The 14142-nt window shown below is 64.2% G+C and carries 9 protein-coding genes and 1 pseudogene; 3 read left to right on the top strand and 7 right to left on the bottom strand.

The annotated features are described in order from the left end of the window. Positions 1-288: 288 nt before the first annotated feature. From L0U80_RS23775 to L0U80_RS23765, 3 genes are all read right to left on the bottom strand, one after another. Positions 289-3009 carry a mechanosensitive ion channel domain-containing protein gene (locus L0U80_RS23775; RefSeq protein WP_233871143.1) on the bottom strand — a complete coding sequence of 907 codons (2721 nt, stop codon included), beginning with the start codon at positions 3007-3009 and terminating at the stop codon, positions 289-291. A 1392-nt stretch (positions 3010-4401) separates the two neighbouring features. Then, positions 4402-4725: a thioredoxin family protein gene (locus L0U80_RS23770; RefSeq protein ID WP_233871123.1), complete on the bottom strand. Its 324-nt coding sequence runs from the start codon at positions 4723-4725 to the stop codon at positions 4402-4404. A gap of 40 nt (positions 4726-4765) precedes the next feature. Then, positions 4766-5566, bottom strand: a complete 801-nt coding sequence (locus L0U80_RS23765) for a class I SAM-dependent methyltransferase (protein ID WP_233871120.1) — start codon at positions 5564-5566, stop codon at positions 4766-4768. Positions 5567-6138: 572 nt separating this feature from the next. On the opposite strand from L0U80_RS23765, the gene L0U80_RS23760 reads away from it, so the two are divergent. Both L0U80_RS23760 and L0U80_RS23755 read left to right on the top strand, forming a co-directional pair. Further along, positions 6139-6414, top strand: coding sequence for a hypothetical protein (locus L0U80_RS23760; RefSeq protein WP_233871104.1), 276 nt, complete (start codon positions 6139-6141; stop codon positions 6412-6414). Positions 6415-6535: 121 nt separating this feature from the next. Next, positions 6536-6734, top strand: a pseudogene (locus L0U80_RS23755) (IS5-like element ISCARN85 family transposase); the annotation flags it as partial. Between the two features lie 56 nt (positions 6735-6790). On the opposite strand, the gene L0U80_RS23750 reads toward L0U80_RS23755, so the two are convergent. Together L0U80_RS23750 and L0U80_RS23745 are read right to left on the bottom strand one after the other, a co-directional pair. Next, the gene (locus tag L0U80_RS23750) at positions 6791-8503 is read right to left on the bottom strand and encodes an FAD-dependent oxidoreductase (protein WP_233871101.1); all 1713 of its coding nucleotides are present in this window, start codon (positions 8501-8503) and stop codon (positions 6791-6793) included. 158 nt (positions 8504-8661) lie between these two features. Continuing rightward, a complete protein-coding gene (locus tag L0U80_RS23745; RefSeq protein ID WP_233871084.1) occupies positions 8662-9651 on the bottom strand; it encodes a DedA family protein/thiosulfate sulfurtransferase GlpE in 990 nt (329 codons plus the stop codon). 707 nt (positions 9652-10358) lie between these two features. Between L0U80_RS23745 and L0U80_RS23740 the strand changes: the two genes are divergently transcribed. Further along, complete coding sequence (locus L0U80_RS23740) at positions 10359-10676, top strand: hypothetical protein (RefSeq protein WP_233871081.1); 318 nt, start codon at positions 10359-10361, stop codon at positions 10674-10676. Between the two features lie 683 nt (positions 10677-11359). Here the strand turns inward: L0U80_RS23740 and L0U80_RS23735 are convergent. Further along, positions 11360-11605: a hypothetical protein gene (locus L0U80_RS23735; protein ID WP_233871078.1), complete on the bottom strand. Its 246-nt coding sequence runs from the start codon at positions 11603-11605 to the stop codon at positions 11360-11362. Positions 11606-12075: 470 nt separating this feature from the next. Continuing rightward, positions 12076-14133 (bottom strand): methyl-accepting chemotaxis protein, encoded by a 2058-nt coding sequence (locus L0U80_RS23730; RefSeq protein WP_233871075.1) that lies wholly within the window; start codon positions 14131-14133, stop codon positions 12076-12078. Between the last annotated feature and the right edge of the window lie 9 nt (positions 14134-14142).

Below are 14142 nucleotides of genomic sequence, written 5' to 3'. Positions count from 1 at the left end.
TTCTACGCGCACGCATGCTTGCTGAAACTTCGTGTTCAGGCACGACGATGTACGGTGAGCTTATTCGGGAGGCCACTCCATACTTGAGCGCCGCATCGTGACGCCACGCGCAGGTCATTGATTGGACTGAAAAGTCCGCCGCACCGATGGATCGTTGGGGCGGGTCCGACCAGCTTGAGGTGAGTATTTTCGGGGGCTGTCAGGGTGAGTGTGGCGCGCGTGCGGTGCGCACCGACGTACGGATTCCTTCGTAAAAGCCCTCGCCGCTGTCAGGCGCAGACGAGGTCGTCAGGATGGCTTACGGCCCGCGCCCGGCGAGCCGTGGCCGTCGCCGGACTGGCCGTTGCGAGGCTTGCCCTCGTGTGCGGTCCGTCGCGACGCGCGCGCCGTATCGCCGGAGGCACCATCATCGTCGGCGTTGCTGGTCTGTCCTTCGACGTCCCTCGCGCCCGGCAGTCCCACCACGAAGTTGCGTTGCGGATTCGCGAGCGCGATGCCGAGCGCCGTGAAGCGTTCGAGCAGCCGCCGGTTGAATTCGCGCTGCACCGGCCAGCGCGCGGAGTCCTTGCACTGGATCTGCCCGACCAGCGTCACGCTCGCACCATCCACCTGATCGACACCCCAGTAGGCAAAGTCGCTCAGGATGCCGTCCTTGAAGTTGTCGTCGGCGCGTAGTTCGGCGCCGATTTCCTTCATGGTATCGACGGCGCGCTGCACGTCCGCGCCGTACGCGATCACCGCCTTCACGGCCGCGTTGCCGATACCGCGATTCGTGTTGTTGACCGTCGTGACCGAACTGAACGGCACGGTGTAGAGCGAGCCGTCGCCGCCGCGCAGGCGCACGGTGCGGATCGACAGGAATTCGACCGAGCCCGAGACGCCCGCCACCGTCACCCAGTCGCCCACCTGCATCGCGTTTTCGGTCAGCAGGAAGATACCCGTGATGAAGTCCTGCACGAGCTTCTGCGAGCCGAACCCGAGCGCCACGCCGAAGATGCTCGCGCCCGCGATAAGCGGTGCCGTGTTGACGCCGAGCTGCGACAGCGCGGTCAGCCCGACGATGATGAAGATCGCGACGAAGAGCGTGGTGCGGAACATCGGCAGCAGGGTGCGCAGGCGGGCGGCGCGTACGTAGTCGCCGGCATCGGTCCACGCCTCGAGGCGGCGTTCGGCGGCGCCGTTCGCGGCTTCCCAGATCACGAGGGCGACGACGATCGCCACGACGATGGTCGCGAGCGCCGAGCCGAGCAGGTGACCGATCGGCGCGCTCACGAGCACGCGGCCCGGGTGCAGACCCCAGACGTGTAGCAGCACATCGAGCGTAATGAGCCAGACGGTTGCGGTCGCGACGTGCCTCAGCGCCGGGTAATAGCGGTAGGCGCGGCGCTGCGTGACGGTGATGTCGTCGCGATTGCCGAGCGGATCGAACACACGGCCGACCGCACCGAGCACGACGATGGCAGTCACGCGCGCAATGAGCAACACAGCGAGCGAAATTCCGCCCGCGCGCAGCAACTCGCTGTAGCCGCCGCGCACGTCGAGTGCCCACACGAGCCACAGCGCAACCACGACGAATACAGCGACACCGGCCCAGATATCGGCGAACCACTGAACGAGGTACGCGAGCGAGCTGCGCCCGGAGGCCGAGCGGCGGATTGCATCGGCGACGGGGCGGCGGCACTGCAGGATCATGACGGCGAGCGCAAGGTGGCCGATCAGCGTGATGACCTTCACGAGTGCGAGATGTGCGTCCTCGGTCATGCCGATCGGCACCGCCGCGGTCAACGCACCGCCTACGCCGCCGATCACGACGATGCGCGTGGTCCAGCGCTGCGCGAACGCCGCCGCCCAGTCGGAGAGCGGCATCAGGCGCAGGGCGTCGGCGTCGGGTGCGAACAGCAGCGCGCCGACCGCGATCACGATGCGGCATATCACATACGTATCGACGAGTTGACCAACCGACGCCGCGAACGGGGCGTCGCTGGCGCCAAAGAGCGAGAGCACGCCGGCCGCGCACAGCCCGAACGCGATCACGGGCAGGAGTTCGAGCGAGGCAACGAGCAGTGCGGCAGGCAGGCGTTGCAGCCGCTTCCAGTGGTGCACGCTGCGATGGCCCAGGCTCATGACGCTTGCCAGTGGGCCGGTCGTTTGCTCCGCTGCTTGCCGCGCAGTTTGCCCCGCAGTTTGCCCGGGTGTTGCGAGCGTGGCGGTGCTCGCTTGCACGTTGGCATGTGGATTGGCGTTCGCGTCGTTGCCCGTCACCGCGGACGGCCCGGCGCTCTCCATCCCTGCGGCGGTGCGCAGGGCTTTCGCCTGGTCTTCGCTTGCGTCTTCGTCGTTCTCGGGCCGGTTAGTCGCCGGCGCGGCATCGCCGAGCGTGGCCGTGGCGTAGGCGACGATCGCGCGATGTGGCCGCGTGATGGCGCGGCGCATCAGCGCCTCGACGATCAGTGCGGGCGCGAGCGTGAGCAGCAGGACGCGCAGCAGCGCGAGCAGCATGGCGTGCCCGGCGGGCGTGCCTAGCCGCTCGGTCCACCAGTCGCGAGCCGACGCGAGATCGAAGAGTGCCGTGCGTGAGTGCAGCAGACGCGCGCCGAGAATCTGCGCACTGCGGGCGGCGTGATCGGCGATTTGCAGCACGAGGCCGTTCGAGCGCAGTGCATGGCCGTGGGGCGCAGACGCGGGCGATGCTGCTGCCGGTGCGCTCGCGGCTGCGGGCGCCGGGGCAGGCGTGGCGAGCTCGCCAGCGGCCGCGATCGCGCGCAGCGTGTCTTCCACGTGGGCGCGCTGCGTCGGATCGTCGAGCACCTGCAGTGCGGCACGCGCCTGGGCGGGCGTCAGCACGACGGGGGCGGCAGGATTTGCTGGGGCTGCAGCGCCCGCCTGGTTCGCGGGTTGCGGCGCGGCATTGGCGGCACTTATGCAGAGCGTGCAGGCGAGCGCGGCCAGGGTGGTCAGAAGTTGCTTACGCAGGGCGCGGAACGCGCAATGACGGAAGATCCTTTGCATGGGAACGGGTCGGATGTCGATGGCTTCAATGGTGGCGGGATCGGGCGGCAAGGACGCCACGTGATCCGGACGGACATTCGACACGTCGCCGCAAAATTCGTGCCCTCTATCGCGCGGACTGGTGGGTGCCAGGCGAAAGGCGCCCGGACGGCGACGGTGAACGGCCAGTATGCACCGCCTGGCGAAGGCCTGCGTCGTGCTGACGTGTTTCATACTGCCTTTGCCGCGGCTTGACGCGCGAGCCGTTCTACCTCCGATGCTGGTTCGGCGAGAAATTTAAAAAGGATTGCAGATTAAAAAAGACGCAAAGGGATTTTTTTGCGATAGCTGTATGTAACCGGTCTGTACCATGTTGCGCCCAACGGGTCATCACCGGAACAGGATCGATCATGCGGCGCAGAACGCATCAGGTAAGTGAAACAAACGCCCGCGTATTTCAATGCGTGGCAGCGGCATCTGCTGCTGCGGCAATCACATTTACCGCGCTTATGTGCGCGATGTATCACCTGTGCACCACGTCCGGCAGCACCTGCAGCATGATCACAACACCTTCGATGGCGTTGCTCACCGTCGGACCGGGTGCACTGATTGGCGCCGTGTCCGGTTGGATTCGCGCCGCGCGCAAGGTGCGACGTGAGGCGGCTTGATGAGCGCCAATCCTTACAGTGTGTTCACTGATACGGCCAGGTGTTATGTACATTTCGGCGGGCTTACGAAATGGACGCGCATTGGAGCCACGAAAATCGCGAAATGAAGCCCTGCGCGGAACCTGGGTGGACACGTGCGAGCTTGCGAAGGCGGCCGCAAGTGCGTTCCACTGCGCGTTAAGTGCACATTTACGCCATTCGACGACACTCTGCGACTCAAGCGCGAGGGCTTTGTCGCGAGGGCGAGTTCCTGGCGACGATGTATCAAGCTTTGCGTAACGCCTGGATAAGGAAACCATAAGAATTCTTCCCTAGCATTAGTGGTCAGTTACCCTGGCGCGGGCTCGTCAGTCCGACACCGTTGCGGGTAACGATTGCAAGGGACGGTGATATGACGCAGGTGATGGATCCGCCGCTGCACGAGCATACGTGCGTTGGCAAAACGCAATCCGTCGATCTACGCGAAGCGGAAGCGAAGGGCGGGAATCACGTCTGTCGATTCAAATGCTACGGGCGAGGGCGCAACGGCGAACCGCACTTCCAGTGTGTCGTATGCGGCGTCTACATGATGCGCGGCGTAACGTACGGTCCAGACTGATTGTCGAACGATGCGGCGAATCGCGAATGACGGTGAGGAACGTCCGCGATCTAGCCGCTAACGGCGCGGCGCACGGCGACGCGAGACGGTGAGGATTTACGGGAGCATTGTGCAGCCCCTGGCCACTTCACGTGGCAGCAGCGCGGGTCAGCGGAGCACGGCGAAGGCTTCGTCGAGTTCGTGCGCGCTTGTCGGGCGCACCACACGCGCGACTTCCACGCCGTCACGCAGAAAGATCAGGGTGGGCCACAACTTCACGCGAAACGAGCGGCCGAGCGCACGGCCGGGACCGTCTTCCACTTTTAGATGCCGCACGTGGCCGTGCTGCGCGAATGCAGCCCCGATCAACGGCTGCGCACCCTGGCAATAGCCGCACCAGTTGGTGCCGAATTCCAGCACGGCGGAGCCGGTCAACGCGTCGATTTCCTTGCGCGCGGGCGCATTCGTGGCATAGCTCATGATGTTTTCCATTGACGAGACAGTCACACGATACCGCAACGTACCGAGGCGTTCAGGCGCGTGCTCGCGTGGCGATGGTTGCAGTCGACTCGATTCGCTCGATCAGCCAGTCGTCGGTGGCGTGCTCGGCGATAAGAGCGTCGATGCCTTCGAGCAGCGTGTCGAGTCGGTCGCCGAGGCGCTCGCGCGAGAGACTCGACATCGAAAGCGGCCGCGCCTTCAACTGCTCCGCACTGACACGTCGATATTCGATCACCGAGATGCGTTCAATCGCCGCAAACGCGGAGCGTGCCAGCACGTCGGTGTGGCTTTCCCAGTCGGCCGACTGGCGCAATTTGCGCGCGGGATCGAGATTCGCGTATTGGTCGAGCAGCGTGCGATATTGCGCGGCCCACGGGCGCAGCGGGTCGTCGAGATGCGCGGTGTTAAAGAGCGCGACGGCGCCGCGTTCCGTGATGAGCGTGTCGAGGCGGGCGAGCGTATCGGCGCGATCCATCCAGTGGAATGCGCGACCGATCACGGCGAGATGAATGGGGCCGAGACTCGCGTCGAGGTCGTAAGAACTGCCTTGCCGGTATTCGACATTCGGTGCGATGCCCGCGCCGAGTTGCGACGCGACTTCGAGCATTGCGGGTTCGGGATCGATCGCGATGGCCGTCGCGACCCAGCTCGCGAACGCGAGCGAGATCTGGCCAGGGCCGCAGCCGAGGTCGAGCAGGCGCTGCGTGCCGTCGAGCCCGGTCAGCTGCGCGACGCGGCGGATCAGGGCGGGCGAGTAGGCGGGGCGGCCGGTCAGATAGTGCTGGGCCGCGTTGCGAAAGCGGTCGGGGACAAAAGGCGTGATCGAACTCATGGCTTCTCGGACGTGTGCGTGGGTCAGCGAGGGAGTAGGGCTTCGACAGTCTGGAGACGCTGCGTGGCTGCGTCAAGGTGCCGTGCGCCGCTATAGGTGAGCTTTTTCGGGAGTGAGCGGGCCGCGGTCTCAAGTCGCACCGTCGCGGGCGCGGCGGGGAGCGGACGTTTGGGCGATTGGAGAGAAAGTGCCTTGAAACAAGGGGTAAAGTGAGTGAGCCGAGTTTTCAGTGACGTGCGCCGTGGCGTCGGCGCGTCGGTTGAAACGGCGTCACGCAGCAAAAGGTGAGCATTTGCGGGAGTTGCAGACGGATGCCGCCGACGCACCCGAATCGGCTCGCGGCATAGCACTTCGGAATTCGGGAACCGAATTTTAGCCTTGTTTTCAAGGCATTTTTGCCGCGCAATCGATTGCGCGACGAGTGGCTGCGCGCGGCGTAGTCAAGCGGAAGTCGCAAAGGTGAGAGGATTCGGGAGCCGCATGCCGGGCCCATGGACGGGCACATGGGAATGGGTATATAACAGAATCACGAGTTTTCTCGATTCGTTGATATCCAGGAGAGACCCATCACCATGACGAGTGACGATATGCACAAACGGGACGATCAAACACCGGGTGGCGAGCCGGCGCAACCCGATCTGGAACATCTGAACGCAGCATTTGCCCACGTCGACGAAGGCGTGAAGTCCGGCCGGATTGCAGCGGGTGCTGCGAAAGGCCTCGTGTATAGCCTGGTCGAAACGCTCGGCGCACTGGTGGGCGATCCTGACCTGCCGGAGCACGCTCGCTCGGGCTACCAGGGTTTGCTGGAAGCGGCGCGAGAACTGCGCGCGAAGCTGGAGCGCTAAGCGACTCGTGAGCGGCGCGCGGTGTTCGCGGGCCGCTCGCGTTGCGCGTCGTTATTGCTTATGTGGACAGTGGCGCGTTGGCCAGGACGTGTTCCACCATTGTTGATTGATCCCATTCTTCGGCTTGCGTCCCGTCGTTTCGCCCAAAAGCAATCGCCTTGAACCGTGGGAATAGGCTCGGAAAATGTACAAGCGCAGAAACAAAATTGAGCGCCTGTTTCGCTGCCTCAAAGCCCTCCGCCACATCTTTCCGGTTTGAAAAACTGGACGTGATATTCCTCGCTTTCATCAATTTCGTGTTCGTTCGTAGATGGGTTTAGATAGTCTGAACACAGATTGAACAGGCATCCTGAATGAAAGCGTCTGCCTCATTTCATCACGCATGAACAGCCGCCACCTGCGCAGGCATGTCGGCGAGCAACTGATGAATCTGCGCGACGACGGCGGCGCCTTCACCCACCGCTGCCGCAACACGCTTGGTCGATCCCGCACGTGCGTCTCCGATCGCGTACACGCCTTCAACGGAAGTCGCCAGACTGCACGACGAATCGTTGTCTCCGGTGACGACGAAGCCGTGCGGGTCGAGCGTCACGCCACACGTGCGCAGCCATTCGGTGTTGGGGTCCGCGCCGGTGAACAGGAACAGATGGCGCGCGTCGAAATGATCGATGCCGTCTGCGCAAGGCGCTTTCAGGCGGATCGACGTGAGCCCGCTGTCGTCTTCGCCGAGCGTGCCGATCTCGCTCGCCGGATGCACGGCCACATTCGACAGCGACGCGATGCGGTCAATCAGGTAGCGCGACATCGTCGATTCGAATCCCGGCTTGCGGATCAGCACGTCGATGTGGCGCACGTGTGTGGAGAGATAGACGATCGCCTGACCTGCCGAATTTCCGCCGCCCACCAGCACGACGTTCTCGTGCTTGCAGAGCTTCGCTTCGACCGGTGACGCCCAGTAATAGACGCCGTGCCCTTCGAAGCGGTCGAGTCCATCGATGTGCGGACGCCGGTACACCGCGCCACTGGCGATCACCACGGTATGCGCGCGCACGTCGCCGCTGCATGTTTCGAGCCGCCTCGGCTGCTCGTCGCAGTGCAGCGTTTTGACCTTCACGGGAATCGCAATGTGTGCGCCGAACTTCTGCGCCTGCACGAAAGCACGGCCCGCGAGCGCCTGGCCGGAGATACCGGTGGGAAAGCCGAGATAGTTCTCGATGCGGGAACTTGCACCGGCCTGGCCGCCGGGCGCACGCGCGTCGAGCACGATCACCGAGAGCCCCTCGGATGCCGCATAGACCGCCGTCGCGAGCCCGGCGGGACCCGCGCCGACGACGGCCACGTCATACACGCGGTTGCCATCGAGTTCGGGCAACAGGCCGAGACACGTCGCAAGCTCAGGTGGGCTGGGATGGCGCAGCACGGAGCCATCGGGGCAGATCACGAGCGGGAGGTCTTCGCTGGACGCCGCGTAGCGCTCGACGACGCAGAGCATGCTCCCGTCACGTTCGTCGAGCACCTTGTACGGATGCGCGTTGCGCGAAAGGAAGCCCTGCAGGGCGAGCAGGGTCGGGTCGTCGTGCTTGCCGACGAGGATCGGGCCGCCCGCGCCCTTTTCGATGAGCGCGACGCGGCGCAATATCAGCGCGCGCACGATGCGCTCGCCGAGCTCGGCTTCGGCGACGATGGCCGCGCGCAGATGCTCCGGCGGGATCAGCAATGCCTCCACGGGTTCGAGTGCGACTCCGTCGACAAGCGCCGGCCCGCCCGAGAGCTGACCGACTTCGGCCAGGAACGAGCCCCGATGATGTTCGTTGATCACTCTCTCCTGCCCGAGCCCGTCGCGCTGGCGCACCTTCACGGCGCCAGACAGCATCACGAACATGCCAGGGCCGGTCTCGCCCGTGCGGAACAGCAGCTCGCCCGGAGTCCAGCTACGCACGACGCCGAAGCGCCGCAGCCGATCGATTTCCTCGTCGGTCAGGATGGGAAACATCTGGTGGTGCCGCGTGGCGAGCGTCGAAAACGGCGCGTCGGCCGGCTGCGGTTGAGTGTCGGCGTGTCGAGCTTCGGCTTCGGTGACGGTGCCCATCTGGCAGTTCTCCTCGAGCAGTGTGCCCGGCAGCAGCCGGGCCAACGGATGCGGACATCCTGCAGGCGACGCGGGACTGGCGTGACGGCGCGACCGGAACCGGTCCCGGGGCCGATAGTCCGCTCGTCGCCGCGGGCCGATCGCGCGTGGTGCAGGAATCAGACGGCTTTCGGCGTGATGTGAGGTGGGACCTCGTCGGCCGGTGCGTGCTGCAGCGGTTCGAGCGTGCGGCCTGAGTCACGCCACGCGTCGAGGCCACCGAGCAGCGGCAGCACGTCGGTGTAGCCGGCCTCGGCGAGTTGCTTTGCCATCCAGGCCGCGGAAATTTCATTGGGGCACGAGCAGTAGATCACGAGCTTCTGGTCGTGCGGATACTTCGCGAGAATTTCGCCGAGTTGCCGTTCATCAGCGAACTGCGCGCCCGGAATGATGTACGGATCGAGCTTGCGCTTTTCATGTGAGCGGATATCGAAGACGACGGGCGGGGGTGTCCCGCCCATCGCGCGATACAGGTCGTCCACGGTGATGCGCGCGTGAGCGAGCTTTTTGATCAGCTGGCGGCGGCGTTGCCAGCGATAGAGCGCGTAGAGCACGAGCAACGCCGCAATCACGACCGCAGTAAGCCGCCCGAAGCGGCTTGCACTCGCGAACAGCATGTCGATTTGTGGCGCGAACATCACGCCAATCAGGAGGCCCGTGCCGGTCCACAGCGCCGCTCCAATTCCGTCGAAGCTGAGGAACTGGCGGTACGGCGTGCCCATGGCGCCGGCCATCGGCACGGAGACGATCGACAGACCGGGGATGAACTTCGCGACCGCGAGCACGCGCACGCCCCAGCGTCCGAAGAAGCGTTCGGTCTTCTTCACGCAGGTGTCGCGCGAAAGCGAGAGCTTGCAGAGCGTCTTGAGCGTGTTGCCGCCATAGAGCCGCCCAGCGAGGAACCAGACGCTGTCGCCGATCAGCGTGGCGAAGACGGCGAGCACGAGCACAGGTGCGACTTGCTGGCCGATGGTTCCCGGATGCATGGCGGCCATCGCGCCGAAGAGAACGAGCGCTGGCATCGCGGGCACAGGTAAGCCTAGCGCCGAAGCGAGCACGTTCGCAAACACAATAGCCGGTCCGTACTGCTGGATGAGATCGTGTAGCATCTGCTTACTTCCGTTGTCGCGGTTTGCGAATGGAGGAAGAGTAACGCAACGATTATGAACGCAATTCGAAGTCGTTCAAGTGAGGGGGTAAATCTGCTCGCGGGCGTCGGTTCCAGTCAGCCTTCGCACCGGCTGCTGGTGCCGCGATGTTGTCTTTGTGTGCCAGTTGCAATCGGCCGACGATGTTGGCAGACGTTCTAAACCGTCGCCTTCACGCCTTACGCGCGGGCTGTGCCGGGATTCGCGTGTCGATGGAGGGCGCAAGCGGGGAGCACAGGAAAGGGCGTGCGACGTATCTTCATTGAAAATTAGCATTCCTGTTCATTTTCGAGTGATTACGATTGAGTCGGATGCCTGTAACGTCTGACCTTCGGCGAAACGCACGCAAAACATTTGCGCGATTCTGGTTGCCCGAGGCTCGGGCTCGGCTCAATCGATGTTGCCGGATCGCCGCGCTGAATTTAGCGGCGCGCCATGCGATCTCCGGAGCCGTCCGGCCCCCATTCTGACTGTCGATGCGTACCCCATACCGCGGCGTCAGACGTGCAGCCGCTGCCAGTGGATAGCGCATGCAATATTTGTGTTTTGTCAAAAAGATGGAGATTTTGAGATTTGCGATGACAGATATCTAACGATATTTGACAGTGCGCTCGGGGTGCCTGTGCAATTCTTTCAGCACTTACAGAAAATTGAGAAAGAGATCCGTCTTGAGCACTGACACTTTGCCCGCACAAATCGGTACTGACCTTTTGCTCGTTGCGCTTCTCGAGGTATGTGTGGCCGCGGTTGGCACCGTGTATGCCAATGGCGTCCTCGATCGCTTTGCGGGGGACGGTTACCTTGATATTTCTCTGGCGGTCGTTGCCGCAGCATCGGTGATTTGCGTTGGCGTAAGTCTGTCAGCGCTCTGGCGCTCGCGTCGCGGCGATGCCGCACTCCGCAGGCGGGTCTACCTGGCGCTGGTTACGCATGGTGCGCTTTCGATGCCGGGTCTCGTCGTGATCTGGCAATTGCTGAGGGCGTAACCGCCACTCCGTCAACGCGCCAACTTGTGTGCGACGAACCTGTCGCGCGCAATCGCTAACCATTAATAGCCGGGCGGGACTTGCGCCTGGCGCCGCACTTCTCGAACCGCCCACCCGGCGAGTACGGACGACACTCCGCCGTTTCAGTACGTACAATTCTCAATACTCCTTACCATCATCCAGCGGAAAACGATGAGGAGCGGACGTACGAATGCGCCTCCGGACGCAGGCGTGCGTTTCCTGTTCGCCTTACTCGTGAGCACGAACTCAGCGAACCACCATCGTTTCTCGTCGAATCACACTGGACCCACGGCGTCACGTCACGGCTAGCTTACAGAACGCATCCAGAATGCTTGCCGATTGAAACTGGATACCGCAGAGCAAGACGTGGCGATCGTGAGGTTGGTGAAAAACGACGCGACGCAGACAGGTCGAGGAAACGGCGGGGAACGACTACGTTTCGAAGGCGTTCAAGTGGCGTGCGATGGGCGCGTTCGAGATCCGTTCGTTCGATCGCGCAATTCGCGACACGCAGCGCAGGCGCGTGAGGACAACAGGAAAGCGCGGATCGGGACAGATCACGTGACGCAGATGAAGCGCCGCGCAGGTGCACCCGCGCGGCAACGCACCGCGCGACGACGGTGCGTGCGCGGGATGGAAGACGCGCTCAAACGGCGCGCGTGTTATCGGCTGTGTGATTCCCCTGGTAGCTCAGCACCTTGCGCGCGAATAGCGGCGATCAGTTCCGCAGGCGTGATTTCATAACGCACTTCGCGGTGGACGCCCGGCTTGCGCTCGTCGACTTCGATCAGCAGCAGGCTCTTGCCGTCTGCACTCGATTCGAGCCGCAGCGTACGCACTTCGCGCGCGTTTGCATCGTCATGCTCGGTGAGCAGGGTCATGGTTCCAGAAGACCCGGTCGTGCGCATTGATATTGTCCTCGTGCGTTGGGTGGTCGAGCCATTGTACGGGGCTGGCCGCGCAGCGTGCTTTGCGAATGCGCGCGGGCGCACACAGCATGGTGTGCCGCAGAGTCCCGGCAAGCCAGTGTAACGCGACTCGCAGATTTGCCGCGGGTTTTTGCGCATCTCACAACAGCCTCATGGCGCACGCGTTTGTCGCAACGCGGGTGCGTACGGGCGCATACGGCGCGCGGCGCATCCCTGAAGGGTTCCCGAAAGCGCTCACCCTTGGCACCAAAAAAAATCGGCTCACCCGGTATGGCCGGGTGAGCCGCTGAAACGCCGTTGTTACTCGGATCAGCAGACCCACTTAGGACGTGCTGATGACCAGATGGTGTGCGACGCGAATCTGGCTGTCGAGATGGGACTTACGCCGATATTTCAGACCAATCGGCCTTGGTGGTGCGATTGATTTGATGCGGACCGAGCGTCAGTCGTCACGCGTATTCCGTTTCGTCGAGCGGTTGCGCCTGCGTCGCCCGCACCGGGTTGCGCCGCGCAGTTTGAGCACCGCCCACGGTGAAGAGCCGCACCGCTTCGTCGAGCACGTCAGCCTGATCGGCGAGGAGCATCGCGGTAGCGGCCGCTTGCTCGACGAGTGCCGCGTTCTGCTGCGTGGCGCTGTCGAGATGAGTGACGGCCTGGTTCACCTGGCGGATCCCTTCCGCTTGCTCGCTGCTCGCGTTCGCCACGTCGACGATGATCGACGACACACGGCCCACGGCCTCGTCGATCGCGCGCATTTGCGCTGTCGTGCGCGAGACCAGTTGGGTGCCTTGAGCGACTTCGTTCACGCTGGCGTCGACAACGTCTTTGATCTCCTTCGCCGACGCCGCGCAGCGCTGCGCAAGCGTGCGCACTTCGCCCGCGACGACCGCGAACGAGCGGCCCGCTTCGCCCGCGCGCGCGGCTTCGACAGCTGCGTTCAGCGCGAGGATGTTGGTCTGGAACGCGATGCCTTCGATCACGCTCGTGATGTCCGTGATCTTGCGCGACGCCTGGTTGATGTCGTCCATGGTCTTGACGACGCGCTCCACGGCGCGGCCGCCATCGAGCGCCGCGTCAGCCGCGCCGGAGACGACGGTGTGGGCGCGCGTCGTGTGATCGGCGTTCTGCTGCACCGTCGATGTGAGTTCCTCCATGCTCGCCGCCGTCTGTTCGAGGGAGGCGGCCTGGCTCGCGATGCGCGTCGAGATCTCGCCGCTGCCGGAGGCGATGCGTGAGGTGTCGTCGCGCATCTGCGCCGACGCGCTGCGCACCTGCGAGACGATCTTGGCGAGCCCTTCGCCGATGCCGTCGATCGCGTGCGTAAGGCGGCCGATTTCGTCGGCGTCTTCGGAGTCCGTCTGCGCGGCCTGCACACCGTGCGCGTTGCGGACGCGCACGCTCAGGTCGCCGGCTGCGAGGCGTCCGGCCGCTTCGGCGGCGGCGTCGAGCGGACGGCTCACGAGGCGGCGCGCGGCGAGGATCGACAGCACCGCGAACGCCACAACGAGCGCGAAGCCGATCGCCGCGAAGCGGTTACGCGTAGCTTGCATGTCGGCCATGATTTCGTTGCGCGCCGCTACGCCGCCCACAAGCCATTTCCATTGCGGCACGGTTGCGAAGGCAACGACTTTCTCGCGCGCGTCGTGCTCGCCGAGCGTTGCGTCGGCGGATGCATAGTCGAGCGTGCCCTCGTGCGCCTCGAGCATCTGTGAGTACGGCGCGTTGGCGTCGTCGTAGTGCTGGCCGACGGCGCCTGGATGGACGAGGAAATTCCCGCGCGACGGCCCGTTCGACGCGTCGAGCACGAAGTAGTAGCCCGTATCGCCAATCTTGAGCTTGGCGATTTCGGACTTGATCGCGTCGATCTGCGCGCCGACGTCCACGCCGACGAAAAGCGCGCCGATCACGTGCCCGTTCGTATCGGAGACCGGCCGGTACTGCGTGATGTACTGCTTGCCGAAGAGCGGGGCAATCCCCGTATAGGTACGGCCCGCAAGCACGGTCGCGTAAGCCGGCCCCTTGCGGTCGAGCAGCGTGCCGATGGCGCGCGAACCGTCCTGCTTCTTGAGCGAGGTGGTGACGCGCACGAAGTCGTCGCCGCGGCGGGCGAACACCGTGGCGATGGCCCCGCTGCGTTCGAGGAACTGGTCGGGAATCGAGAAGTCGAGGTCGAGCACGCGATCGCCTGCCTTCATCGTCGGCGCGGCGACGCCCGCGATGTCCACGGTCCGCGTTTCGTCGAGCGAAAAGCCGCCTGGCAGGAAGCTCGCGAAGAGCGTCGTCGCGCGGTCGACTTCGGCCTCGAGGGCGCCGTCGATGAGAGCGATCGTCGAGGCCACTGAGCGGTTTTTCTCGGCAATGCGTCCGAGGACCTCGTCGCTGAGCTGGTTGCCCGCGGAGCGCGTGAGCGTCCACGTGAAGCCGGCGAACGCAAGCGCCACGAGCACGCAGGACAGCAAGGCGAGACGCACGCCGACGCTGGTGCGGCGCGGAAGGAAAGGGATCATGGAATCGGG

The organism is Paraburkholderia adhaesiva, from assembly GCF_021390575.1.
Taxonomy (GTDB): domain Bacteria; phylum Pseudomonadota; class Gammaproteobacteria; order Burkholderiales; family Burkholderiaceae; genus Paraburkholderia; species Paraburkholderia adhaesiva.
The sequence above is the reverse complement of the archived record's forward strand: the minus strand, read 5'-3'. Positions and strand labels throughout refer to the sequence as shown.